The organism is uncultured Veillonella sp. (genome assembly GCF_900545205.1).
In the GTDB taxonomy this organism is placed as follows: Bacteria; Bacillota; Negativicutes; order Veillonellales; family Veillonellaceae; genus Veillonella.
In genome coordinates this window covers 15842-40956 of record NZ_UQYC01000005.1, presented here as the reverse complement: position 1 = coordinate 40956, position 25115 = coordinate 15842, and the positions used below count along the sequence as shown (strand labels likewise).

The window sequence follows — 25115 nt, the reverse complement described above, 5'->3', positions numbered from 1 at the left end:
CATTGGGATCCTCTAAACTGCAAGCTACGAGCTGAAACATCATTTCCAATGGTATAGCCTAATATATGGTCTCTGGCCTGTTCACGACATATATTTTTACCAGCCTTACCAATGACGATAACCAGTTCTCCTTCGTAATCATAATGAAGGTTTTCATCTTGAATGGGAACTATATCTTGATGAGACGCCAATGCATTAGATGTTTTCATAAAGATTTCTGGAAAATCATGTGTAGCAAGACTAGTTTCCTCTATATGGTCTGCATAGTTTAAACCGATACAGATAATGTTTTTGGGATTAGTAATTAGAGTACGGTTAGTAGATTCTTTCATGAGAGATACCTCCTTAAGAGATAAGATACATATATTGTAAGTTAATTATAATATAAATCGGTATGTAAAGAATATTTTTGACAAAATAATTATATAGAGGCATTTTTGTCACATCCTGTTTGTTATATTTAAACAAAGTAATAAAAGGAGGAGTTCCTATGTATATGTATAGAAATGTGACAGATAAATTTATAGGTACCGTAGTATCTTGTGACATTATAAGTACGGGTAGCTGGTATGGTGATTTACTAGATGGCGTTCCAAAGGAAGTGAAATTAAATCGTAAAGATTACTATATTGAAGAGATACAACATATTTCTATCAAGGAAGTCATAAGTGTTACCTATGGCATTAAATGGGAGCATATCTCAAAACCTGTAGAGGGGAAAATAGAATCCTTAACTACTAAGGAGTACTCAATTGACGAATCTAAAAAACAATATCTATTAGAGCTTATGGGGCGTAGATTTTCCGATGATATTGACCTATATGATGAGGATGAGTGTGCTGTCCAAGTGCAGCTCATCAACACTAAAGATCAGGAATTTATATATGAATTTCCTTTTGATAATACCCTGAGGGCCATGTCTATACTATTCAGACAAATCCTAGGTATGCCTACATTACTTTTATTTGATGGAAATCGAGAAAAAGATAGAATTCAAGAGATTCATATTGAAGTGCAAAAAAATATGTACCAAGAATATGGTGATGTAAATACATTGAATTTTAATTGGAATGCGTCTATTTCCATTGATTGTAATAGTAAGCAATTTGGTCACTCTAGTCATAGTCATAGCGAGTATGTAGATAATCAAATGATTCATCAATTGAAGCAAGATATTGACTTTCACATTGGCGGAACGCTATATAGTCTAGATTCTTTTAGTCTTAGTGAAAGTCATGACCTTGATAGAGATCCTGCTCGTGGTGGTATAGTAACAGTACGTATTAAATGGGCGCATAAAGAGGATACATTGTTTATAGGGAATCTAACAGATCAGTATGTGCCCACTTGGTATAAAAATCTAATTAATTTTATACATGCTCACACAAGAGATAAATCTTTACAAGAGTTTTTACAATCAAATCATACATCTGATAGAAGGATTTATACGTATTGTTCTGTATATATTTTTAAGATAAACCAGGAATTTTATTATCGTACTGATAGAAATGATATATATGAAGGGGATATTGTAAAAGTTCCGTTTGGATCCGATAATGCGGTTCGTACTGGTCGTGTAGAATCTATTTCATATCATACGCGTTACGATGTACCTTATGATTTGAAACGAACTAAATTTATTATAGATAAAGACATAGAAATTATTTATGATACCAATCGTTATAGATATGATGATCTATATGATTTATAAGGCATCAAAATAAGTGGTATTCTATATTTTGTACTTAAGTATACTTAACTTATTACATGTCTAATTTTTGTTCTCTATAGAATATGTTGAAATAACTTGCTCATAGTGTTAAGATTATAAGTATATTAATAAGCATGGAGGTTATTGTTATGAGCAAGAATATCGATTGGGATAATCTCGGTTTTGGTTATGTAGAAACCGACTACCGTTATTTAACTACATATAAAGATGGTAAATGGGACGAAGGCGGATTAATTACTGATGCTAACGTTGTTCTTAATGAATGTGCTGGTGTATTCCAATACGCTCAAACTGTCTTTGAAGGTTTGAAAGCATACTACACTAAAGATGGTCACATTGTATGCTTCCGTCCAGATTTGAATGCAGTTCGTTTGAATCAATCTTGTGAACGCCTTGTAATGCCTACATTACCTGAAGGTCGTTTCCTTGAAGCTGTAAAAGAAGTTGTAAAAGCAAACAAAGACTTTGTTCCTCCTTATGGTCATGGTGCAAGCCTTTATATTCGTCCATACATGATGGGTACAAACTCTGTTATCGGTGTAAAACCTGCAGATGAATATCAATTCCGTGTATTTACTACACCAGTAGGCCCTTATTTCAAAGGTGGCGCTAAACCAATCAAAATTCGTATCACTGATTTTGATCGTGCAGCTCCTCATGGTACTGGCCATATTAAAGCTGGTTTGAATTATGCTATGAGTTTGTATGCTATCACTGATGCTCATAACAAAGGTTATGCAGAAAACATGTACCTTGATGCGGCTACTCGTACACATGTAGAAGAAACTGGTGGTGCAAACTTTATCTTCATCACTAAAGATGGTAAATTAGTTACACCTAAATCCGATAGTATCTTGCCATCCATTACACGTCGTTCTTTGATGTATGTAGCAGAACACTACCTTGGTATGACTGTAGAAAATCGCCCTGTTCATAAAGATGAACTAAAAGACTTTGCTGAAATTGGTCTTTGTGGTACAGCAGCTGTTATTTCTCCAGTAGGTCAAATCGATACTCCAGAAGGCACTATTAATGTACCGGCTGGTATGGATGATATGGGTCCTATCACTAAAAAATTATATGACACATTACTTGGCATTCAACATGGTGAAATCGAAGCTCCTGAAGGTTGGGTAGTTAAAATTTGCTAATCTTTTAATAAATTAATGTAGTAGAATTATATAATCTAACACGTAAATAGAAATGGCATCTATCGTTGGATAGATGCCATTTTTGTCTTATTTTGTTATGTTAAATTAGAGATTAGGGTATTGTAAAATTAGTTATAGACTATTAGTAAAACTAGTTATTAGTTAGATTTTGCACGACTTACTACTTTAGCCATAAATTTTTCGTTATTAATAACAAATCGTTCATGAGTTCCTCGACCAATGATACCAACGCCGTCAGATGCTTCAATATCAAAGGTTATTTTACGTCCTTCTACAGCACTAACTGTAGCTTTAGCAGTTACTGTTGCACCAAGTGGAGTAGGGGCCTCATGAGTAATGGATAGAGAGATACCTACAGTGCCTTCGCCATCTTCTAAATATGGTTGTACTGCTGCTTGTGCTGCTTCTTCCATTAATGCACACATAGCTGGTGTGGCAAAGACCTCTAAAGAACCGGATTTCATTGTTTTAGCAATATTAGATTCTGTAACTGTTACAGTCGCCGTAGCTGTTTGACCTGCTGATACCATAATATACCTTCTTTCATTAAGAATATTCTCGTTATAATAGTATTATACATCTTTCGATAATTTTTATGCTAATGCTATTATACATATTTTATAGATACTACCAGTTAAAAGTAATTATTTTTAACTGGTAGTATCTATAAAACTAGCCTATATAACTTATAATCCTAATATTTTTAACTGGTAGTAATTGAAAAATAGCATATAAAAGTATGAATGGTAATAAAAAGTATGAATGGTAATATTTTAACGGGTAGTAAAAAAATAACATATGAAAGTTCTAATGATAATATTTTTGACTGGTATTAATTAGATAAATAGAATGTTTAGGTTCTTACATATAACAGTTCTATAGAATCCGTGATATAATGGAACTAGTTTTTTATAAAACGAGGTATATATGAGTACAAGAAAATTAAAGCCTTCTGGTGAAGGTTGGGTACAGTTAATAGCAGGCATTGGTTTTGTCATTCTATTAATTGCCATAAATATAGTAGACCCTACATTTTATCCTACAATGTGGCATTTAGCGACGAGTGGATCCATGGATGAAATAGCAGAGTATATTCAAGGTTTTGGCCCTATGGCCATGGTCGTAAGTATGCTTCTTGATATTTTTGTTAATGCTGTTGGTTTCTTACCGTCCATCTTTATATCTACCGCAAACGGCCTCGTATTTGGCATGTGGCCAGGGATCATTATTTCTTGGTTAGCAGAAACGATAGGCGTAGTTATTAGCTTTTACATTATGCGTTACTTCTTGCGTGATACAGCAGATAAGCTTATTGCTAAGAGTACAGTATTGATGAAAGTAGATGATTTCTCTGGTAAAAACGGTTTTGTGGTCATGTTATTTGCACGATCCTTACCATACTTCCCATCTGGTGTTATTACAGCATTAGGTGCTATTAGTAAGATTAAACCGAGAGACTACATCTTAGCAAATTTAATTGGTAAGTTTCCATCTACAGCTCTTGAAGTAGCTATCGGTACAGATATTGTAAATTTCCAAGAGAATATGGGGCGATTAGGAATTATTGTTCTTGTTGCAGGTGTTGTATACTTCATTCTTTGGAAAGTATATAAGAACTATATTAATAAGAAGAATGCGGAACAAGAACATGATCCTAATGCGTAATTTTTCAACGTAGTAATATTTTTAACTTAGTATATATGAAAGAGGCGATAATATGAGCTTTTCTCTTCCTGAACGTGTTACTTTAAAAGGTCCAAATTTCATTCGCGAAGTGTTTGAACGTGGTGTAGGTGTAGAAGGTTTTATCAGCTTTGGTATTGGCAATCCAGCGCCAGAAGCAATTCCTGTGGAAATCATTGAAAAGGCATTTGATGAAGTGGTTCACTCTAATCCAATGAGTTTATTACAATATGGACCAATGCAAGGTGATGCACGTTTAGCGGAATTGACATTAGATCGTCTTGTAAAAGCACATAAGATGAATCCAGAAGGACAAGGCCTTATTATTTCTAATGGTGCAGGTCAATTATTAGGTCTTGTGCCAATTACTGTATTGGAACCTGGCGACGAAGTATATATGGATGAATTTACTTTCACAAGTGCCATCAATTCTGTACGCAACATGGGAGGTAAAGCAGTAGGTATTAAGACTGATGAGTACGGCATGATTCCTAGTGAATTAGAAAAAGCCGCTCAGTCTGGTAAAGGTAAATATATTTATCTAATTCCTAATTTCCAAAATCCTACAGGTATTACAATGCCATTAGAACGCCGTAAAGAAATTTACGCTATTGCTTCTAAATATGATTTATTCATCTATGAAGATGATCCATATGGTGAAATTCGTTTTGCTGGTGAATACATTCCAACATTCAAATCCTTTGATACTGAAAATCGTGTTCTTTATGCCGGTTCTTATTCGAAGACATTATCTGCAGGTTTACGTGTAGGTTTCCTATTTGGTCCAGAGAAGGTAATCGAAGCTATCCAAGCTCTAAAGAATAATACAGCTGGTCAAATGCCATTAGTTACGCAAAAGGTAGTAGCTAAAGTTCTTGATACAATTGATTATGATGCGCACTTAGAAAATGTACGTAAAGTATATAAGACTAAATGTGATGCTTTGCTTAATGCATTCAATAAGTATGCAAGTTCTAAGGTTAAGTTAACTCAGCCTACAGGTGGTATGTTCGCATGGATGACGATGCCTGAGGATGTAGATTGTGACGAATTCTTTGAAACGTGTATGAATCGCAATGTAGGGATCATTAAGTGTGGTGCTTTTGCTGCTGATGGAGCAGGGGAAGGCCATGCATTCCGTTTAAGCTATACAGTACCAACAGTAGAAGAAATCACAAAGGGCATGGAAATTCTTGGTGCCTTAACCAAAGAGTTCTGTGGCGAGTAATATATTGATAAAGTTTGATATGACATGATACAATGTAACAGTAGATACATTGTATCTACCATATAGAAAAAAAGTTTTACATATAGATATGAGGTAGTTCCTCAAAGAAAGTAGGTGTTTACTATGGGTTGCGGTAGCAGCAGTGATTGTGGCGGATGCCCATCTAAATCTTCTGGTTGCGGTGGCGGCGCTCCTCAACAACCTCAAGATCTTACAGCTCCATTACACGAGCTTAGTTCTGTTAAACATGTAATCGGCGTAGTATCCGGTAAAGGTGGCGTAGGTAAATCCTCCGTTACAAGCTTAATGGCTATTACTATGGCGCGTAAAGGTTACAAAGTTGGTATCCTCGATGCAGATATTACAGGTCCTTCTATTCCTAAAATGTTTGGTATCAAGGAAAAAGCATATGCTGACGAAATCGGTATGTATCCTGTAAAATCTAAAGGCGGTATTGACGTTATGTCTGTTAACCTTCTTTTGGAAAACGATACAGATCCTGTTTTATGGCGTGGTCCTATTTTAGGCAATGTTGTAAAACAATTCTATACAGATGTAATTTGGAAAGACATCGATTATTTATTCGTTGATATGCCACCAGGAACAGGTGACGTAGCGATTACAGTTTACCAATCCTTGAAATTGGATGGTATCATCATTGTTACATCTCCTCAAGACTTGGTATCCATGATTGTTGAAAAAGCAGTTAAAATGGCTGATTTAATGCAAGTGCCTATTATTGGTGTCGTGGAAAACTACTCTTACTTCCATTGCCCAGATAACGGTAAGGATTACCAAATCTTTGGTGAAAGCCACATTGAAGAAATCCTTCAAAAATACGGTCTATTATTGTTAAACCGTTTACCAATTGATCCAACAATTGCAAATCTTTGCGACCAAGGTGATATTGAGTCTATCGAAAAAACAAATTTAGAAAACGTATCTTTACCAGAATAGGATTTATATGTTAATGAAAGCTGTGCATACCTAGTGATGCACAGCTTTTTCTCATTTCTTTTTATGTTGTAATATAATATATTTATCATAAGAAGATATAAATATATTTCTAATTTCACATACTACTGATATATACTGAAGACACCGTAGGATAGGGGGCTTAGTGTGTGTTTTATAGTCACCTTGCGATGCCTTGGTATTTCAGCAGTTATATATTTTAGTTTTTTCCTATGTAGGAGGTATGTGTATGAAAAAACTGTTAAATTGGATTATTCCGGCGGTCTTTGGTATAGGCCTATGGTTTATTCCAACGCCTGAGGGTTTAACACCTCAATCTTGGCATTTATTCGCCATCTTTGTTGCTACTATCGTAGGCTTTATTACTCAGCCATTACCGATTGGTGGCGTATCTATCGTTGTAATTACTGTGGCGGCTTTGACTGGTACTTTGAAAATCGGCGAAGCTATCTCTGGTTTTGCTAACTCTGCTATTTGGTTAATCGTAGGTGCGTTCTTATTCTCTCGTGGCTTTATTAAAACTGGTTTGGGGAAACGTATTGCTTATAATTTGATTGCTGCTTTTGGTAGTAGCTCCTTACGTTTGGCTTATGCATTAGCATTATCTGATTTAATTTTGGCTCCAGCAACTCCATCTAATACAGCTCGTGTAGGTGGTGTTATCATGCCAATTACTACAAGCTTGGCAAAAGCGTTCGGTTCTGAACCTCAAGATGGTCCTCGTAAAATTGGTTCCTTCTTGATGCAATCTATTTATCAAGTTAATACAATTACATCTGCTATGTTCCAAACATCCATGGCTGGTAACACATTGGTTGCAGCATTGGCGCTTCAATCTTTTGGTATTGGTATCACATGGGGTGATTGGGCTATGGCTGCCATCGTGCCAGGTATTATTGCATTGATCATTATGCCGTACTTTATTTACAAAGTATATCCACCTGAAATTACAGATGCCCGCGAAGCACAACAAATGATTAAAGAAGAGTTAAAAGGCCTTGGTAAAATGTCCTTCCAAGAATGGGTTATGCTAGGCGTATTTGTTTTGGCTTTAGTTTTATGGGCTACTTCTCAATTTACTAAAATTGATGCTACAACTGTTGCATTCTTAGGTATTTCTATTTTGCTTGCTACAAGTGTTCTTGTATGGGACGATGTTAAAAGTGAAAAAGGTGCTTGGGATACATTAGTTTGGATGGGTACATTAATGGGCTTTGCCGGTTTCTTGTCCAAATTGGGCTTCATCAAATGGGCAACAGTACTTGTAGGCGGTTATATTCCAGAAGGATCTTGGATTATTGCCTTCGTTATAGCTGTACTTATTAATACATATTCCCACTATGTATTCGCATCTTTAACTGCACATATTTCTGCAATGTTCGTAGCATTCTCTGCAATTGCTATCTCTGCAGGTGCACCACCAATGTTGACATTGTTGATGATTGCATTCACATCTAACTTGTGTATGTCTTTGACTCACTATGCTGCAGGTCCATCTCCTGTAATCTTCAATACTGGTTATGTTCCTCAAAATACATGGTGGAAACTTGGTTTCTTCGCATCCGTAATCAACTTAATTATCTTTATGGGCCTTGGTTCCGTATGGATGAAAGCAATCGGTATGTGGTAAGACCAGATATCCAGAATTTTATATACTTGTAATACATTAAAAACTATATATGTCATAGTTTGATTATAGTGTGGTTACAAAATATACGAAAAGCCGTCCCCTTTGGGGCGGCTTTTTTGTGATAAAATAAGAGCAGTTAATATATTATTAATGTATATGTTGTAAAATTATACGTAAATGAACTATTCATGGTGAATATACGAATAGCATCATTATTTTACATAGGAGGAATCTATGAAATTTGATAATGAACAGTTATTGAAATATATTGGTGCTTGTACATCTCCGTATCATACAGTAGATACAAGTTTACAAATGTTATTGGATTCAGGTTTCACAGAACTTAATTTAGATGATGAGTGGCAATTAGACTCTGGTTCTTATGTAGTTAATGTGTTTGGTACTACTTTGTTTGCTTTTCATATAGGAAAGAAACCAGAACACACATTACGTATTGCCTCCGCACATACAGATTTTCCTGCAATTCGGGTTAAACCAAATCCTATTACATCAGTAAAAGGTTATACCAAGTTAAATGTGGAAATGTACGGTGGCCTCATTGAAAATACATGGCTTGATCGTCCTTTAGGGGCTGCGGGTACTGTGGTATTAAAAGGTGATAATGCTTTTGATGTAGACTCTGTATTGGTTGATACAAAACGTCCTATCGCAATCGTTCCAAACTTAGCTATACATATGAATCGTTCCGTTAATGATGGTGTTAAATTAAATCGTCAAAAGGAAATGCTTCCTATATTAATGATGGATCGTAAGGAAAAGGATAATTCTAGTAAATCTTTAAATGATCTCAACAATCCAAGCCTATTCCCAGAGTCTGATATTCAATACGATGAGTGGACTACGTTCTTGGCTGATGAAGTCAACTGTGATCCATCTGAAATCTTATCTTATGAAATGACATTATACCCAACAGAACAAGGCTGTGTATTAGGGACTGAAGGCGATTTTATTAGTGCGCCTCGTTTAGATAATTTAACATCTTGCTTTGGTGTACTATCAGGGATTATTCAGGCTCGTAAGGCTAATGCTGATGGTGTACGTTGTGCTATTCTCTTTGATAATGAAGAGGTAGGGAGTCGTACTAAACAGGGCGGAGCAGGGATGCTTTTACCAAACCTTATTAAACGAGTATATGATGCATTAGGATATTCTAATCAAGAGATGGATAGTTTCATTTCAAAAGGATTCATGATTTCCTCTGATGTAGCACATGGTTTGCATCCAAATTATCCTGAAAAAAATGATATCACTAATATTCCTACACTTAATAAAGGGGTGGCTCTTAAAATAGCATGTAGTCAATCTTATGCAGGTGATGCAAGAGCCATTGCCATTGTTAAAGGTTTGTGTGATGAAGCTGAGGCAAACTACCAAATTTATGTAAATCGTTCTGATATACCAGGGGGCTCTACAGTTGGGTCTATTTCATCTGCTATGTTACCAATGAGAACAATGGATGTGGGCTTACCGTTATTAGCGATGCATTCTGCACGGGAATTAATGGGTGCAAATGATCAAGAGCAACTCAATCGATTAATGAATCATTTCTTAGGTGATTAATAACGTAGAATATAGAATTAGTTCGATGTGCATCGATAAAAGACATATGAGTTTTTGTCATGTACAGCAACTAATGTATTTTATGATTTCGTAATTAATATAATCCTTTAAATATGTGGAAAATATTGTATAATAGTTATATGTAATTATGAATATTATACTCATCATAAATTTTGATGAGTTTTCCAAATATATTGTTTTGACTATAAGTATAGGAAATATTCATATATTAATAAAAATGAAAGCTGATAGTTCACATTTGTGGAAGCTAGTAGGAGGCAATACATGAGAAAAATTAAATCCGTATTGGTTGCCAACCGTGGTGAAATTGCGATCCGCGTGTTCCGTGCATGTAATGAAATGGGTATTAAAACTGTAGCCATTTATTCCAAAGAGGATACATTATCCTTGCACCGCAACCAAGCTGACGAAGCCTATCTCGTAGGGGAAGGTAAAAAACCAGTTGAAGCATATCTTGATATTGAAGATATTATCCGTATTGCAAAAGAACATGATATTGATGCTATCCACCCAGGTTATGGTTTCTTGTCTGAAAACGAAGAGTTCGCTCGTCGTTGCGGTGAAGAAGGTATCATCTTTATCGGACCTCATGTAGAACATTTAAATATGTTCGGCGATAAGGTTAATGCTCGTGCACAAGCTAAATTGGCAGATATCCCAATGATTCCAGGTTCTGATGGGGCATTGCGTGATTTTGAACAATTAGAAGAATTTGCAAATACTCATGGTTTCCCATTGATGATCAAAGCCGTAAATGGCGGTGGCGGCCGTGGTATGCGTGAGGTTCATCGTAAAGAAGATCTTCGTGATGCATATGATCGCGCAAAATCTGAAGCGAAAGCTGCCTTTGGCGATGATGATGTATATGTAGAAAAACTTATCGTTGAACCTAAACATATTGAAGTACAAATCCTTGGTGATGAACATGGTAATGTAGTTCATTTACATGAACGTGATTGCTCTGTACAACGTCGTCACCAAAAAGTTGTTGAAATGGCGCCAGCTTTTGCATTGCCATTAGAAACTCGTAAAGCCGTATGTGATGCAGCCGTTAAAATCATGAAAAATGTTGGCTACGTTAATGCGGGTACTGTAGAATTCTTGGTAACTGCTGATGGCTCCTTCTATTTCATCGAAGTTAACCCTCGTATCCAAGTAGAACATACTGTAACAGAAATGATTACAGATATTGATATCGTTCATTCTCAAATCCGTATTGCAGAAGGTTATGACTTACATAGCCCAGAAGTAGGCATTCCAGCACAAGATGAAGTTCCTTGTAAAGGTACTGCAATCCAATGTCGTATCACTACAGAAGACCCTAAAAATAACTTCATGCCTGATACAGGTAAAATCTTGGCATATCGTAGCTCCGGTGGCTTTGGTATCCGCTTAGACTCTGGTAATGCTTTCACTGGTGCCGTAGTAACACCTTACTATGATTCCTTGCTTGTAAAAGCGACTGCATTCGGTCCTAACAACGAAGAAACTATTCGTAAAATGCTTCGTTGTTTAAAAGAATTCCGTATTCGTGGCGTTAAAACTAATATTCACTTCTTGATTAACGTTCTTGAAAATCCTGAATTCCAAAGCGGTAACTACACTGTTAACTTCATTGAAGACCATCCAGAATTGTTTGAATTAAAACCAGACCGCGATCGTGGTACTAAATTATTACGTTACATTGCTGACGTAACAATCAATGGCTACTCTGGTGCAGGTCCTCAAGTGGTACCTGATTTTGAACCAATTCAAATGCCATCTGATTTAGATGTATCTCCAGCAGCTGGTACAAAACAAAAATTTGATGAATTAGGACCAGAAGGCTTCAGTAAATGGTTATCTGATCAAAAACAAGTATTCTTTACAGATACAACATGGCGTGATGCTCACCAATCCTTATTTGCTACACGTTTACGTACCATTGATATGGCACGCGTAGCTGGTCGTGCTGCAAAAGGTGTTCCTAACTTATTCTCCTTGGAATGTTGGGGCGGTGCTACATTCGACGTATCCTATCGTTTCTTACATGAAGATCCATGGGAACGCTTACGTATGTTCCGTCGCGAAGTGCCTAATACATTACTTCAAATGCTTATTCGTGGCGCTAATGCTGTAGGTTACACATCTTATCCAGATAATGTAGTTCGTCAATTTATCCAACGTGCTGCTGCTAATGGTATTGATGTATTCCGTGTATTCGATAGCTTAAATAGCCTTGATAATATGCATGTAGCTATTGATGAAGTTCGTGCACAAAACAAAATTGCTGAAGTAGCATTGTGCTATACAGGGGATATTCTTGATAGCAACCGTCCTAAATACAATTTAGACTACTATGTAAATATGGCTAAAGAGCTTGAAAAAGCGGGTGCTAATATTATTGCTATCAAAGATATGGCTGGTTTATTGAAACCTCAAGCTGCTTATAATCTTGTATCTGCCTTAAAAGATGCTGTTACTGTACCGATTCATTTACATACACATGAAGGTTCTGGCAATGCTATCTATTCCTATGGTCGCGCTGTAGATGCTGGTGTAGACGTTATCGACTTAGCATACTCTGCATTTGCTAATGGTACATCTCAACCTAGCATGAACTCCATGTACTATGCATTGAGTGGACATGACCGTCAACCTGAAATGAACATTGATTACATGGAAGAAATGTCGCATTACTTTGGCAGCATTCGTCCTTACTACAAAGGTGTAGATAAAGCAGAAGCATATCCTAACACTGAAGTATATCAACATGAAATGCCAGGTGGTCAATATTCCAACTTGCAACAACAAGCTAAGATGGTAGGCCTTGGTGATCGTTGGGCTGATATTAAGAAAATGTACCACCAAGTAAACATGATGTTTGGTGATATCATCAAAGTAACGCCATCCTCTAAAGTTGTAGGTGATATGACATTGTACATGGTACAAAATAACTTGACTGAAAAAGATATTTACGAAAAGGGCGATGTATTAGACTTCCCTCAATCTGTAGTTGAATTCTTTGAAGGTCGTCTTGGCACTCCATACCAAGGATTCCCTGAAGAGTTACAAAAAATTATCTTGAAAGGTGCAAAACCAATCACAGTTCGTCCAGGTGCAGTATTGCCTCCAACAGACTTTGAACATGTTCGCAATGAATTGAGTGAAATGGGTGCTCAAACAACTGATGAAGATATCAGTGCATACTGCTTGTACCCTAAGGTTTACCAAGATTACAATAAATTTAAAAAAGACTTTGGTAATGTATCTGTACTTGATACTCCAACATTCTTCTTCGGTATGAAACGGGGCGAAGAAATTCAAGTAACTATCGAAAAAGGTAAAACACTTATCATCAAAATGAACGGCTTATCTGAACCAGATGAAGATGGTAACCGTATCGTATTGTTCGAGTTCAATGGTCAACCTCGTGGTATTAAAGTTCATGATAAACATGCTAAGACTACTGGCGTTGTTCGTCGTAAAGCGGATGAATCTAACCCTGGTGAAATTGGTGCTACATTGTCTGGTTCCGTTGTTAAGATTCTCGTTAAAAATGGTCAATCTGTAGCTAAAGGTGAGCCATTGATCGTTACAGAAGCGATGAAGATGGAAACTACAATTACTGCTCCTATCGATGGTATCGTAGAAGAAATCCTAGTTCGTGAAGGTAGCCGCATCGAATCTGGCGACTGCTTGCTTCGCGTTGAAGATGCTCCTAAACGATAGTTAGAATAGTAGATAAAATTAAAAATATTATTTCTAAAGTATTTCATAACATAAAATGCTCTAGAATAATGGAAGAATCCCTAGGAAATCCTAGGGATTCTTTGTATTTTAAAGGCTTTCATGGTACTATATATAGTAGAGAAAATGGGCGTATTTTGCACTATTTTAGAGTGATTATTAGAAAAAGGAGTAGTAACAGATGAGATGTCCTTATTGCCAACACACAGACACGAAGGTAACAGACTCTAGAACGACTGATGAAGGTAATAGTATTCGCCGTCGCCGCGAATGTATCAATTGTGGCCGTCGCTTTACTACCTATGAAATTATAGAAGAAGTACCACTTATGGTATTAAAGAAAAATGGACGTCGTGAATTATTTGATCGCGGTAAATTATTAAATGGTTTATTGCGTTCTTGTGATAAACGTACAGTGCCTATGTCCGTGATGGAACAAGTAGTGAATGATGTAGAGCGCGATATTCGTAATGAAATCAACCAAGAGGTAACTACTGATCGTATAGGTGAACTTGTATTGCAACAATTAAAAGATATCGACCAAGTTGCATATGTTCGCTTTGCTAGCGTATATCGTAAGTTTGATAATATTGATAGCTTTATGGAAGAACTGAAAGCATTAAAAAAACTAGATGCTAAAAAACCAAAACGTAGTTAATTACTAATAGTATATGTGAGGCTTTATGATAGATTTACACTGCGATACGATTATGAAGTTAATAGATTATCCTAGTAATGGAGATTTGTATCGTAATACTTGGAAAATCGATATAGAAAAATTACAAAAGGCTCACAGCAAGGTGCAGGATTTTGCATTATTTATCAATCTTGGTGACACAAATGACCCTTATGGTCGTTATGAAGCGATGCGTAATTTATGTACATCACAAATTCATCACTATGGAGAGCACATTCAGCATGTGCTCTCTTATCAAGATGTAGAGTCTGTATATGAGACTGGTAAGATTGGAGCTCTCATGTCTATTGAAGAGGGCGGCATACTAGGTGGTGACTTAGATAAACTTAAACAAGCTTATCAAGATGGGGTTCGACTTATTACGCTTACCTGGAATTATCCAAATGGACTGGGTGAGCCACATTGTGGTGAGCAGCATAAAAAATTAACACCGAAAGGCGTTGAATTTGTAGAGGCTATGCAAGATTTAGGGATAATCGTCGATTGTTCTCATCTAAATGATGCTGGTACTGAGCAATTAGGAGATATTTTAGATGTACCATTTGTAGCATCACACTCCAATGCACGTGAAGTTACAGCCCATACTAGAAATCTACCAGATCATTTGATTAAGCTTATTGCTAATAAGGGTGGTGTGATAGGCCTTAACTTTGCCCAATCTTTTTTAGGCACATCACCGATAAGTCGAATTGAAGATATCGTAAAGCATGGCTTATATCTCATCAATAAAGGCGGGGAAGATGTTGTGGCATTAGGAACCGATTTTGATGGTATTAAGCCGGATACAGAAATTAAAGACACTTCTGAAATGTATCGATTATACGATGCATTTAAAGAAGCTGGTTTATCTGAGGAACAATGTGAAAAATTATTCTGGAAAAATGCAGATAGACTGTTAAAGGAGATTTTATAATGACTGATTTAAATCCAATCATTGCAGATCGTTTTACCGAGCATTTGGAAGTCTTTGGTAAGACAATGGAGCATATGGATACCATTCAAGAGATTGCCTATCGCTGTAAGGCGGCTTTAGAAAATGGCAATAAAATTTTGTTCTGTGGTAATGGTGGCTCTGCTGCGGACTCTCAACATTTAGCAGCAGAATTGATTTGTCGCTTTAAAAAGGAACGACGCTCTCTAGCGGGTATTGCATTGACTACTGATACATCTGCATTAACAGCTATTGCAAATGACTATGATTTTGAATCTGTTTTTGCACGTCAAGTAGAGGGCTTAGGCCGTACAGGTGACGTTCTCATTGGGATTTCTACATCTGGGAACTCCAAGAATGTTGTAAAAGCTGCAGAAATGGCCCGTTCTATCGGCATGCACACCATAGCTTTCACAGGTGAAGGCGGTGGAAAACTAGCTGAATTATGTGATATTACATTAGCTATTCCAAGCAATGTGACAGCTCGTATTCAAGAAATGCACATTCTGGCAGGTCATATAATGTGCGAAATCATTGAAGAAGATTATTAACCGTTACGGTCATATTTATAAATAGATACATGTTTGAAACCCGGTTTTTTAGATAACTCGTTATACATGTATATTGTGGTAAGGAATAGGTGGATTATGATAAATGCTACCATTAATCAATTTTTGACAAAACAACTACCCAATCTAAAGATTGCCGTTATAGGTGATGTGATGGTAGATCGTTATGTTTTTGGTGATGTAAGTCGTATTTCTCCGGAAGCACCGGTTCCTGTAAACCGCGTGGCAAAGATGAAAGAAGTGCTTGGTGGCGCTGGTAATGTTGCGTCAAACTTATCAAATTTAGATTGCACAGTATATCTTGGTGCTATTGCTGGTAATGATGACCATGGTCGTTTATTACAACAATTGCTAAAGGCTGATAAGATTGATACAACAGGTTTATTAACGAGTGATGATCGTTCTACCATTACTAAAATGCGTATCTTAGGGGATCGCCAACAGATGATGCGCCTTGATTTTGAAACGATTACAGATTTAACAAGTGAGGAAGAGGAACGACTGTCTGCTTGGCTAGAAAATCTATGTAAGACTGGTATCGATGGTATTGTTGTATCTGACTATGGTAAAGGTGTTTGTACACCAACATTGCTTAAAAAAATCTTTAGTTTATCTAAGGAGTATAGCGTACAAACCATTGTAGATCCTAAGGGTTCAGACTGGTCTAAATATAATGGTGCAACCTGCATTACACCGAATGTAAAAGAACTAGGTGAATGTGTAGGTCATAAGTTAGCTAACGATGATGCCACGATTGTTGAGGCTGCGAAGTCAGTATTGGCTAATGTTGATTTAGAGTACATTGTGGCTACACGGTCTGCTAAAGGAATTACTGTTATCGCAAAGGATGGGCGTACATGGCATAATCCGGCAACACAACAAGAGGTATTCGATGTAAGTGGTGCAGGCGATACGGTTGTATCTATGATGATGACATGCCTTGCTAGCGGTCTATCTATGCGTTTGGCATTACATATCGCAAATGGTGCTGCTGGCATTGTCGTATCTAAGGTGGGCACATATCCAATCCACCGATCTGAACTATTGGATTTATGGCATTCTTTTAAGCATAGTGTTCAATCTAAACCTTTATACACAAAAGAAGAGATGAAGCAGCTTATTGCACAATGGCAAAACAAAGGTGAAACTGTTGTGTTTACTAATGGTTGTTTTGATATTCTTCATCGCGGACATATTACGTATTTACAAGAAGCGGCTCAGTTAGGGGATCATTTAATTATTGGATTAAATTCCGATGCTTCTGTTAGACGCCTAAAAGGGGAAACGCGTCCTATCGTACGTGAAGAGGATAGAGCAGCATTATTAAGCGCATTGCGTTGTATCGATGGTGTGGTGTTATTCGAAGAGGATACACCAGCTGAACTATTAGCTTATTTACGTCCTAATACGCTTGTTAAGGGCGGCGATTATAAGATAGAAGACATTATTGGGCGTGAGTCCGTAGATCATGTAGAGGTGCTTTCATTTAAAGAAGGTTATTCTACATCAGATATTGTAGGGAAAATAGCTACTATGGCTAAGGAGGGTAAATTATGATTATCGTAACAGGCGGTGCTGGTTTTATTGGCAGTAATATTGTGAAAGCGTTAAATGACCGCGGTCGTACAGATATTCTTATTGTTGATGACCTTACAGATGGTCGCAAAATTCGCAATATTCAAAATCTAGAATTCTTGGATTACATCGATTGTGATGATTTTGATTGTGCTATTGCTGATGGTACATTTGATGTAGGTCCTATTGAAGTCGTATTCCACGAAGGCGCTTGTGCAGACACAATGGAATATAACGGTAAATACATGATGAAGAACAACTATGAAGGTTCTAAAAATCTATTCCACTATTGCCAAGATCGTCGCATTCCATTCATTTATGCATCCTCTGCATCTACCTATGGTAATGGTACTAATGGTTTCGTAGAAAAACCAGAAGCTGAAGAAGCACTTAACCCATATGCGTACTCCAAATTGTTGTTTGACCGCTATGTACGTAAATATGAAGGTGAATATACAGCGCAAGTTGTAGGCTTACGTTACTTTAACGTATATGGTCCTAATGAGGCTCATAAAGATAAAATGGCTTCCTTAGTTCGTCAAATGTTCTACAAAAATAAAGAAACTGGTATTATCAATCTATTTGAAGGTACAGATGGCTACGAAGATGGTGGCCAAACACGTGACTTTATTTATGTTAAAGACGTAGTTAATGTAAACTTCTATTTCTGGGAACATCCTGAAATTTCTGGTACTTTCAACTGTGGTACAGGTAATGCTCATAGCTTTAATCAATTTATGCAAGCTGTTATCGACTACAATGGCAAAGGCAAAATTGAATACATTCCATTCCCAGAGGTATTAAAAGGCAAATACCAAAGCTTTACAGAGGCTGATACTACTAAATTGTTGGCTGCAGGTTATGATAAAGGGTTCCATAAAATGGAAGATGCTGTTAAAGAATATTGTGAATTACTCGATAATAACGAAGGGTATTTACGTTAATGCGCAAAGTATTATTTTTAGATCGCGATGGTGTTATCAACAAAGATGTTAGCTATCTATACAAAATTAGCGATTTAGAATGGGTAGATGGAGCTAAAGAAGCACTGGCTTATGCGTATAGCAAGGGCTATGACCTCATTGTTGTAACTAATCAAAGTGGTGTAGCTCGAGGTTATTATAAGGAATCTGATGTTCAGATTTTACATGATCACATGGCTCATGAACTAGATCGTAATGGGGCACCAATTTTACATTTTTATTATTGCCCTCACCATAAAGAAGGCTCTGTACCTCTTTATGCTGTCGATTGTGAATGTAGAAAGCCAAAGCCTGGCATGATTAATCAAGCTATTAAGGATTATGATGTAGATCCTAAAGATAGTTTTCTTATCGGTGATAGTCAGCGGGACGTTGATGCCGCAGAAGCAGCTGGCGTAAAAGGTTATCTATTTACAGGTACAAATCTGTTAGATTTTATTAAGACTATTATTTAGTCCATTATTTATTTTACGCTTGCTATGTTATGTTTGGTTTAAATTAAAACAGATTCAACGGTGTTATGAGGCTTTTTAGTTGTTGTGTTGTATTTTGGGAGGCTATATGAAAGATTACAAGAATATACTCATCATTAAGATGAGTTCTTTAGGTGATGTGATTCATGCATTACCTACCTTGTATGCAGTGCGTAAAAACTGGCCTAATGCACATATTACTTGGGCTATTCATGAGCAATTTGCTAGCCTTCTACCGGGTAAACCATGGGTAGATGATGTAATTATTATCGACAAGAAACAACTTAAAAAGCCGGCTTATCTATGGCAGTTACGTAAAGATTTACATAACCGTCATTTTGATATGACTTTAGACCTTCAATGTATTGCAAAGAGCGCCATTGTATCCTTATTATCTGGTGCGCCTGAAAAATATGGCTACTGGGAGCTTCGTGAAGGTAGTAATTTAGTAAATAAAGCGTTAGTAGGTGAGCATAAATTTGACCATGTCATTGAACGCTACTTAGATACTGTTCGAGCACTCGGTGGTGATGTAGATAGTATAGAGTTTCCTATGCCTGCCTATGTAGATGCTGAAAAATCAATAAAACATAAATTAGAATGTCATGGCGTTGACGAAGATTATGTTGTTGTTGTCCCTGGAGCTCGTTGGATCGTTAAGGAGTGGCCTCTTCTTAATTTTGGAGAGCTATGTATCCGTTTATGTGAATCTGGCAAAAAAGTCGTTATTGCTGGTGCCCCTGATGATGCAGAAAAAGGAGCTTTTATAGAAAACTATGTAAAAAATAAGAATCTCATCAATTTGGTAGGATCTACATCTATGCCAGAGCTAATTGAGTTGATTCGACATTGCGAAATATTCATCAGCGCTGATACGGGCCCTTTGCATATTGCTAATGCCCTTAAGCGTCCTTTGATTGCATTATTTGGAACCACATCTCCAAAACGTACTGGGCCGTATGGCGGTAGCCACGTACATCTTATTATTTCACCGACTTCAAAGGCTACACCAGAACAGCCACTCGTAGATGACCCAGATTGTATGGCTCAAATTCCAGTGGATGCAGTGTGGTCTGTATATGAACAAGTACTTGGAAAGGAACTGTAATGGAACTCGATTATAAACGCATTGTGGTCACCTTTCTTATGCATTTAGGAGATGTTATATTAACGACTCCATTTTTAGAAGTGCTTCGTAAAGCAGCACCACATAGTCATATTACGTATGTAATAGATGAAAAACTACAACAAGTAATGCAATATAATCCGAATATTGATGAACTGATTGTAGTAGATAAAAAAGGGCGTCATAATAGTATTTCTGGCCTTAATGAGATTGCTCGTGAGATTAATAAAAAGGGAAAACCTGATATCGTTATTAATTTACATCCCAATGAACGCACATCTTATTTGGCATGGAAAATACATGCCCCTATTACAACGGGGATGAGCCATTTCCTATTTAGACCATTTATGACAAAGTATACCCGTTTAGATCGTAGAACTCGTCATGCTGCCGATATGTACATCAATGTGCTAGAGCAATTAGGGGTATCTGATATTTCAAACTCTGGTCTACATATTGAAACCTGTGAAGAATGGCGCCGTGAGGCTCAGGAGTTTTATGCTAGCCAAGGTTTAACAGATAGTGATAAGCTTATTGGTTTTAACATTGGTAGTGCTGTTCCTGAGAAGAGATGGCCTGCTGAACGTTTTGCTCATGTAGCAGATTATTTTGGTCATTTAGGTTACAAGACGGTATTCTTTGGTGGACCTATGGATTTAGACATGGTACGACCAGTAGTGGAACAAATGGAAACTAAACCAATTGTGGCGACCGGTAAGTTCCAATTAGGCCCTTTAGCTGCAGCCATGAGCCGTTGTGACTTATTAATTACGAACGACTCGGGTCCAATGCATGTGGCAATCAGTCAACATGTGCCAATTGTAGCGCTTTATGGACCATCTAACCCATTCTTTTATGGTCCGTACCAAGCTCATGCTATCGTTCTGGAAACGATGGACTCCTATGAGATTGGTAAAAGTATGAAGAAAATTATTAAAGAAGGAAATTATAAAGGTTTATCTGTAATTTCTGAAGAACAGGTTATTAAAGCGGCGGAAACGTTGCTTTCAGAATCGAAATAAACATATGAACTATATTGTATTTGATTTAGAGTGGAATCAGCCTTATAGCAACGACATTAGCTTTATGAAGCGCACTAAAATGCCGTTAACAGGGGAAATCATTCAAATCGGAGCGGTAAAACTGAATGAAAAGATGGACATTGTAGATCATTTTACAATGTTCATCAAACCACAATATCTGCCACGGATGCATAAACATGTTCGTGAATTAACTGGTATTACATCTCGGGAACTCGATCATGGTGTACCATTTAAGACGGCTATGCAGTACTTTCAAAACTGGTGTGGTGATGAGTATATGTTGTTATCTTGGGGTTCTGATGATATTCTCATATTACGTGAAAACCTCATGCTTCATAGGATGAAAGCGTTATCCTATGATCAATGGGTTGATGCACAGATGATTTATGCCTATCAACGATATGGTACGAGTCAGCAGTATTCTGTAGCTCATGCCATGGAGGACCTCAATATATCTACCGAGCATTTATCAGCTCATAATGCGTTACATGATGCTGTTTTTACGGCACATATATGTCAAAAATTAGATATACCACAAGGTATTTTACATTATGATCAAATTCGAAAGGAAAGCAGTAATCCTTTCTTATATCCACCGATTCTGACATTTTTTATGTATGAGAACTTCCCTGAAAAGAAGCGCATTGTTCATGATAGAAGGGTTCGATTATCATTCTGCCCCTATTGTCAGACTCGCTTGGAAATGACTAGGCCAGAACGATTGCAAGGTGATAAGCATCTCGCTATAGGCGTTTGCCCTAAACACGGTGACTTTGCGGTGCAATTAAAAGTTGGAAAATATACGATTAAGTCCGGTAGTACTAAATTCTACGTTACAAAGGTATTAACGCATTGTACGGACGAAATTCGTTCTCTATATACTCAGAAGTCTGAAATTAATCGAGAGAAAGAGCGAAAATATTTGGAATTTCGCCGGGCGGAACTTGAAAAGGACCGCCAAAAATAATTTTATTAATTCCTGTTCACATCTATAGTTTCTTAATTATTAGCTTGTGAGCATTTAGAAAGGATAGATTATGGAACGCAAATATGCATGGCATAATTACGACGATGCCACTATGGAAAAGGTATATGCCTTAAGTGATACATATCGTCAATTTTTAGATAATGGTAAAACAGAACGTGAATGTGTTGTACAGGCCGTTGAATTTGCAGAAGCAAAAGGATATGTAAATTTAAAAGATATCATTAAATCCAATACACCAATCAAAGCGGGTGACAAGATTTATTACACACATATGGATAAATCTATTGCTTTATTTAATATTGGTACTGATGATATTGAATTGGGTATGAATATTTTAGGTGCGCATATTGATTCTCCACGTATCGATGTAAAGCAAAACCCACAATATGAAGATAGTAATTTAGTATTTTGGGATACTCACTACTATGGTGGTATTAAAAAATACCATTGGGTTGCCATGCCTCTTGCTATTCATGGCGTTGTAGTTAAAACAGATGGCACTCGTATCAATATTAGTATTGGTGATAAAGAAAATGATCCTGTATTCTGCATTACAGACTTGTTACCTCATTTGGGCCAAGAACAAATGCAAAAGAATGCAGCGAAGGTAATTGAAGGGGAGGCCCTCGATTTACTCATAGGTAGCCGTCCTGTAAAAGATGAAGAAAAAGAAGGGGTTACTAAATTTATTAATAACCTTCTTGAAAAAGAATATGGTTTTGTAGAACGTGATTTATTATCTGCAGAGCTCGAAATCGTGCCAGCAGGCAAGGCTCGTGATATGGGCTTTGACCGTTCCATGGTTATGGCTTATGGTCAAGATGATCGCGTTTGTGCGTACACATCTTTAGTGGCTATGCTTGAAGTAGACAATGTAAAACGCACAACTTGTTGCTTGCTTGTAGATAAAGAGGAAATTGGTTCTGTGGGCGCTACAGGTATGCAATCTCGCTTCTTTGAAAATGCAGTAGCAGAAGTGCTTACCCTTATGGGAAAACCTAATTCTGTAAGTGTACGACGCACATTGGAAAATTCTCGTATGTTATCTTCCGACGTTAGTGCTGGCTATGACCCGCTATATGCATCTGCTTTCGAAAAGAAAAATGCATCTTACTTAGGTATGGGTGTTGTATTCAATAAATTTACTGGTTCTCGTGGTAAATCTGGTTCCAATGACGCCAATGCTGAATATATGGGCTTTATTCGTCGTGTCATGGAATCTAATAATGTAACATATCAAACTGCAGAGCTTGGTAAGGTTGATCTTGGCGGTGGTGGTACCATTGCGTATATCATGGCCTTATATGGAATGAATGTTATCGACTGTGGCGTGGCTGTGCTTAGCATGCATGCTCCGTGGGAGGTTACATCCAAAGCGGATATTTACGAGGCAAAACAATGCTATGTTGCGTTCTTAAATGCAGCAGATGAATCAATCTAAAATTATGGGACTTTCACTATTGGTGAAAGTCCATTCTATGTGAGGTATATATGAAGCAAACAGATTTAGGTGCAGCTATAGAGGCAGCTAAGGGAGAGGCCACAGAGGTTAAGACGGTAAAGGTCGATATCTTTGATATTCCTGAAACAAAGGCAGAAGAGTATATTGCTAATCGTGAGGAAGTAGCAGAAGCTGCAGCACAGGTAATGAAACCTTACTGTGTAACGGTAAAACGTGAAACATTAGATCCTGAAGAAGGGGAAGCTGTAGTTGGTTATTATGTAACGGGTGAAATTTTAATGTGTGTCATCCTCGACCCATTTGAAGTTCCTGTTATGAAGGTTGCTCTCGATAAAGGGAGCCTTAAAGACTATATTTTAGCGGCCAATGAGCTAACAGAAGACATGCTAGCATCTCTTGAAAAATAAGAGGATTTCACATTTTTATGTGTCCTATAAATGGACAAATGTAAAATACTTTAATCTGCTACATTGATGTAGTAAAGAAATTTGTTTATAATAGATGTATTATAGTCATTGCAGATAGGAAGGAAATCCCCATGAACTTAAAAAAAGGTATTGCCCTAGCGCTCACGGCGGCAGCATTAATGGCATTTACAGGCTGTGGCTCCAATGGAACAACTTCGAATGGTGAATACAAGGTTGGCGTAGTACAACTGGTAGAACATCCTGCACTTGATGCAGCAAACAAAGGTTTTGTTGATGCTCTAAAAGAAAAGGGCTTAGCTGATAAAATCACCTTTGACCAACAAAATGCACAAGCAGATCAATCTAATTTGAACAGCATTGCACAGCGTTTTGTATCTGATCGTAAAAATTTAATCTTAGCGATTGCAACACCAGCAGCGCAATCTATGGCGAATGCAACTCATGATATTCCAATCTTGGGTACTGCTATTACTGATTACGAAGCAGCTAAACTTGTTAAATCTAATGAAAAACCTGGTGGTAACGTGTCTGGTACATCCGATATGAATCCAGTAGAACAACAAGTTGATTTAATTTTACAAGTATTGCCGAATGCAAAAACTATCGGCACAATTTATAGCTCTAGTGAAGTAAACTCTCAAATTCAAGTTGAGAAAATGAAAGCTTACGCAGCTACAAAAGGTATTAAAGTTGAAGAGGTTACCGTTTCCAATGTAAACGATATTCAACAAGCAGCACAAAATCTTGTATCTCAACATGTAGACGCAATTTATGTGCCAACAGATAATGTAGTAGCTTCTGCGATGAGCAATCTTGTAGCGATTACCGATCCAGCAAAAATTCCTGTATTTGGCGGTGAAGATAACCACGTAAAAGGTGGTGCCGTAATGTCCTTGTCCGTAGATTACTACAAACTTGGATACCAAACAGGTTTAATGGCAGCTAAAATTTTAACTGGTGAAGCTAAAGTTGAAGATATGCCTATTGAAATGCAAAAAGAATTTAAATTAGTTGTAAGTAAAGATAAATTACAAAAATTGGGCATCACATTACCAGAAGAATTGATGAACAAAGCAACTATGATTTAAT

Annotated in this window: 22 protein-coding genes; 20 read left to right on the top strand and 2 right to left on the bottom strand. The window is 37.1% G+C overall.

What is annotated here, in order from left to right; all coding sequences use genetic code 11:
- Positions 1 to 332: fumarylacetoacetate hydrolase family protein (locus tag QZR70_RS01095; protein ID WP_295792485.1), on the bottom strand; the 332-nt coding region annotated here is incomplete at its 3' end.
- Between the two features lie 158 nt (positions 333 to 490).
- Between QZR70_RS01095 and QZR70_RS01090 the strand changes: the two genes are divergently transcribed.
- The gene (locus QZR70_RS01090; protein ID WP_295792484.1) at positions 491 to 1711 is read left to right on the top strand and encodes a hypothetical protein; all 1221 of its coding nucleotides are present in this window, start codon (positions 491 to 493) and stop codon (positions 1709 to 1711) included.
- 149 nt (positions 1712 to 1860) lie between these two features.
- Entirely contained in the window at positions 1861 to 2883 is a 1023-nt protein-coding gene (locus tag QZR70_RS01085) for a branched-chain amino acid aminotransferase (RefSeq protein WP_213466935.1), read from the top strand.
- A gap of 158 nt (positions 2884 to 3041) precedes the next feature.
- On the opposite strand, the gene QZR70_RS01080 is transcribed toward QZR70_RS01085, so the two are convergent.
- Positions 3042 to 3434, bottom strand: coding sequence for a thioesterase family protein (locus QZR70_RS01080; protein WP_295792482.1), 393 nt, complete (start codon positions 3432 to 3434; stop codon positions 3042 to 3044).
- Positions 3435 to 3831: 397 nt separating this feature from the next.
- On the opposite strand from QZR70_RS01080, the gene QZR70_RS01075 reads away from it, so the two are divergent.
- The 18 genes from QZR70_RS01075 (at position 3832) to QZR70_RS00990 (ending at position 25114) form a co-directional block, all read left to right on the top strand.
- Positions 3832 to 4569 (top strand): TVP38/TMEM64 family protein, encoded by a 738-nt coding sequence (locus QZR70_RS01075; protein WP_119206697.1) that lies wholly within the window; start codon positions 3832 to 3834, stop codon positions 4567 to 4569.
- A gap of 52 nt (positions 4570 to 4621) precedes the next feature.
- Positions 4622 to 5815: a PLP-dependent aminotransferase family protein gene (locus tag QZR70_RS01070; protein ID WP_295792478.1), complete on the top strand. Its 1194-nt coding sequence runs from the start codon at positions 4622 to 4624 to the stop codon at positions 5813 to 5815.
- A gap of 123 nt (positions 5816 to 5938) precedes the next feature.
- Positions 5939 to 6772 (top strand): Mrp/NBP35 family ATP-binding protein, encoded by an 834-nt coding sequence (locus QZR70_RS01065; protein WP_274205088.1) that lies wholly within the window; start codon positions 5939 to 5941, stop codon positions 6770 to 6772.
- Between the two features lie 247 nt (positions 6773 to 7019).
- Positions 7020 to 8420, top strand: coding sequence for an anion permease (locus tag QZR70_RS01060; RefSeq protein ID WP_105089071.1), 1401 nt, complete (start codon positions 7020 to 7022; stop codon positions 8418 to 8420).
- Between the two features lie 234 nt (positions 8421 to 8654).
- Entirely contained in the window at positions 8655 to 10001 is a 1347-nt protein-coding gene (locus QZR70_RS01055) for a M18 family aminopeptidase (RefSeq protein WP_295792474.1), read from the top strand.
- 285 nt (positions 10002 to 10286) lie between these two features.
- Positions 10287 to 13733 (top strand): pyruvate carboxylase, encoded by a 3447-nt coding sequence (locus tag QZR70_RS01050; protein WP_105094255.1) that lies wholly within the window; start codon positions 10287 to 10289, stop codon positions 13731 to 13733.
- A gap of 199 nt (positions 13734 to 13932) precedes the next feature.
- Entirely contained in the window at positions 13933 to 14409 is a 477-nt protein-coding gene (nrdR, locus tag QZR70_RS01045) for a transcriptional regulator NrdR (RefSeq protein ID WP_105081086.1), read from the top strand.
- A 25-nt stretch (positions 14410 to 14434) separates the two neighbouring features.
- Positions 14435 to 15361: a dipeptidase gene (locus QZR70_RS01040; protein ID WP_295792472.1), complete on the top strand. Its 927-nt coding sequence runs from the start codon at positions 14435 to 14437 to the stop codon at positions 15359 to 15361.
- Positions 15361 to 15930, top strand: coding sequence for a D-sedoheptulose 7-phosphate isomerase (gmhA, locus tag QZR70_RS01035; protein WP_060924703.1), 570 nt, complete (start codon positions 15361 to 15363; stop codon positions 15928 to 15930). Before QZR70_RS01040 ends, gmhA begins: the two co-directional genes overlap by 1 nt.
- 96 nt (positions 15931 to 16026) lie before the next feature.
- Positions 16027 to 17505, top strand: coding sequence for a D-glycero-beta-D-manno-heptose-7-phosphate kinase (gene rfaE1, locus QZR70_RS01030; protein WP_295792469.1), 1479 nt, complete (start codon positions 16027 to 16029; stop codon positions 17503 to 17505).
- Positions 17502 to 18467: an ADP-glyceromanno-heptose 6-epimerase gene (gene rfaD, locus QZR70_RS01025; RefSeq protein WP_005386892.1), complete on the top strand. Its 966-nt coding sequence runs from the start codon at positions 17502 to 17504 to the stop codon at positions 18465 to 18467. The genes rfaE1 and rfaD overlap by 4 nt, the downstream gene beginning before the upstream one ends.
- Complete coding sequence (locus QZR70_RS01020) at positions 18467 to 18961, top strand: HAD family hydrolase (protein ID WP_295792467.1); 495 nt, start codon at positions 18467 to 18469, stop codon at positions 18959 to 18961. The genes rfaD and QZR70_RS01020 overlap by 1 nt, the downstream gene beginning before the upstream one ends.
- A gap of 106 nt (positions 18962 to 19067) precedes the next feature.
- Entirely contained in the window at positions 19068 to 20087 is a 1020-nt protein-coding gene (locus QZR70_RS01015) for a glycosyltransferase family 9 protein (RefSeq protein WP_295792465.1), read from the top strand.
- A complete protein-coding gene (locus QZR70_RS01010) occupies positions 20087 to 21127 on the top strand; it encodes a glycosyltransferase family 9 protein (protein ID WP_295792463.1) in 1041 nt (346 codons plus the stop codon). The genes QZR70_RS01015 and QZR70_RS01010 overlap by 1 nt, the downstream gene beginning before the upstream one ends.
- 4 nt (positions 21128 to 21131) lie before the next feature.
- Positions 21132 to 22115: a 3'-5' exonuclease gene (locus QZR70_RS01005; protein WP_295792461.1), complete on the top strand. Its 984-nt coding sequence runs from the start codon at positions 21132 to 21134 to the stop codon at positions 22113 to 22115.
- Positions 22116 to 22185: 70 nt separating this feature from the next.
- The gene (locus QZR70_RS01000; protein ID WP_295792459.1) at positions 22186 to 23577 is read left to right on the top strand and encodes an aminopeptidase; all 1392 of its coding nucleotides are present in this window, start codon (positions 22186 to 22188) and stop codon (positions 23575 to 23577) included.
- A 50-nt stretch (positions 23578 to 23627) separates the two neighbouring features.
- Complete coding sequence (locus QZR70_RS00995; RefSeq protein WP_295792457.1) at positions 23628 to 24005, top strand: hypothetical protein; 378 nt, start codon at positions 23628 to 23630, stop codon at positions 24003 to 24005.
- A 131-nt stretch (positions 24006 to 24136) separates the two neighbouring features.
- Complete coding sequence (locus tag QZR70_RS00990; RefSeq protein ID WP_295792455.1) at positions 24137 to 25114, top strand: ABC transporter substrate-binding protein; 978 nt, start codon at positions 24137 to 24139, stop codon at positions 25112 to 25114.
- The last annotated feature ends 1 nt before the right edge of the window (position 25115 follow it).

Coding starts and splice junctions, on each gene's coding strand:
- QZR70_RS01000 (WP_295792459.1), top strand. CDS start 22,186: ATGGAACGCAAATATGCATGGCATAATTACGACGATGCCACTATGGAA.
- QZR70_RS01015 (WP_295792465.1), top strand. CDS start 19,068: ATGAAAGATTACAAGAATATACTCATCATTAAGATGAGTTCTTTAGGT.
- QZR70_RS01080 (WP_295792482.1), bottom strand. CDS start 3,434: ATGGTATCAGCAGGTCAAACAGCTACGGCGACTGTAACAGTTACAGAA.
- QZR70_RS01085 (WP_213466935.1), top strand. CDS start 1,861: ATGAGCAAGAATATCGATTGGGATAATCTCGGTTTTGGTTATGTAGAA.
- rfaD (WP_005386892.1), top strand. CDS start 17,502: ATGATTATCGTAACAGGCGGTGCTGGTTTTATTGGCAGTAATATTGTG.
- QZR70_RS01060 (WP_105089071.1), top strand. CDS start 7,020: ATGAAAAAACTGTTAAATTGGATTATTCCGGCGGTCTTTGGTATAGGC.
- QZR70_RS01075 (WP_119206697.1), top strand. CDS start 3,832: ATGAGTACAAGAAAATTAAAGCCTTCTGGTGAAGGTTGGGTACAGTTA.
- QZR70_RS00990 (WP_295792455.1), top strand. CDS start 24,137: ATGAACTTAAAAAAAGGTATTGCCCTAGCGCTCACGGCGGCAGCATTA.
- nrdR (WP_105081086.1), top strand. CDS start 13,933: ATGAGATGTCCTTATTGCCAACACACAGACACGAAGGTAACAGACTCT.
- QZR70_RS01020 (WP_295792467.1), top strand. CDS start 18,467: ATGCGCAAAGTATTATTTTTAGATCGCGATGGTGTTATCAACAAAGAT.
- gmhA (WP_060924703.1), top strand. CDS start 15,361: ATGACTGATTTAAATCCAATCATTGCAGATCGTTTTACCGAGCATTTG.
- QZR70_RS01065 (WP_274205088.1), top strand. CDS start 5,939: ATGGGTTGCGGTAGCAGCAGTGATTGTGGCGGATGCCCATCTAAATCT.
- QZR70_RS00995 (WP_295792457.1), top strand. CDS start 23,628: ATGAAGCAAACAGATTTAGGTGCAGCTATAGAGGCAGCTAAGGGAGAG.
- QZR70_RS01010 (WP_295792463.1), top strand. CDS start 20,087: ATGGAACTCGATTATAAACGCATTGTGGTCACCTTTCTTATGCATTTA.
- QZR70_RS01005 (WP_295792461.1), top strand. CDS start 21,132: ATGAACTATATTGTATTTGATTTAGAGTGGAATCAGCCTTATAGCAAC.
- QZR70_RS01055 (WP_295792474.1), top strand. CDS start 8,655: ATGAAATTTGATAATGAACAGTTATTGAAATATATTGGTGCTTGTACA.
- QZR70_RS01070 (WP_295792478.1), top strand. CDS start 4,622: ATGAGCTTTTCTCTTCCTGAACGTGTTACTTTAAAAGGTCCAAATTTC.
- QZR70_RS01040 (WP_295792472.1), top strand. CDS start 14,435: ATGATAGATTTACACTGCGATACGATTATGAAGTTAATAGATTATCCT.
- QZR70_RS01050 (WP_105094255.1), top strand. CDS start 10,287: ATGAGAAAAATTAAATCCGTATTGGTTGCCAACCGTGGTGAAATTGCG.
- rfaE1 (WP_295792469.1), top strand. CDS start 16,027: ATGATAAATGCTACCATTAATCAATTTTTGACAAAACAACTACCCAAT.
- QZR70_RS01090 (WP_295792484.1), top strand. CDS start 491: ATGTATATGTATAGAAATGTGACAGATAAATTTATAGGTACCGTAGTA.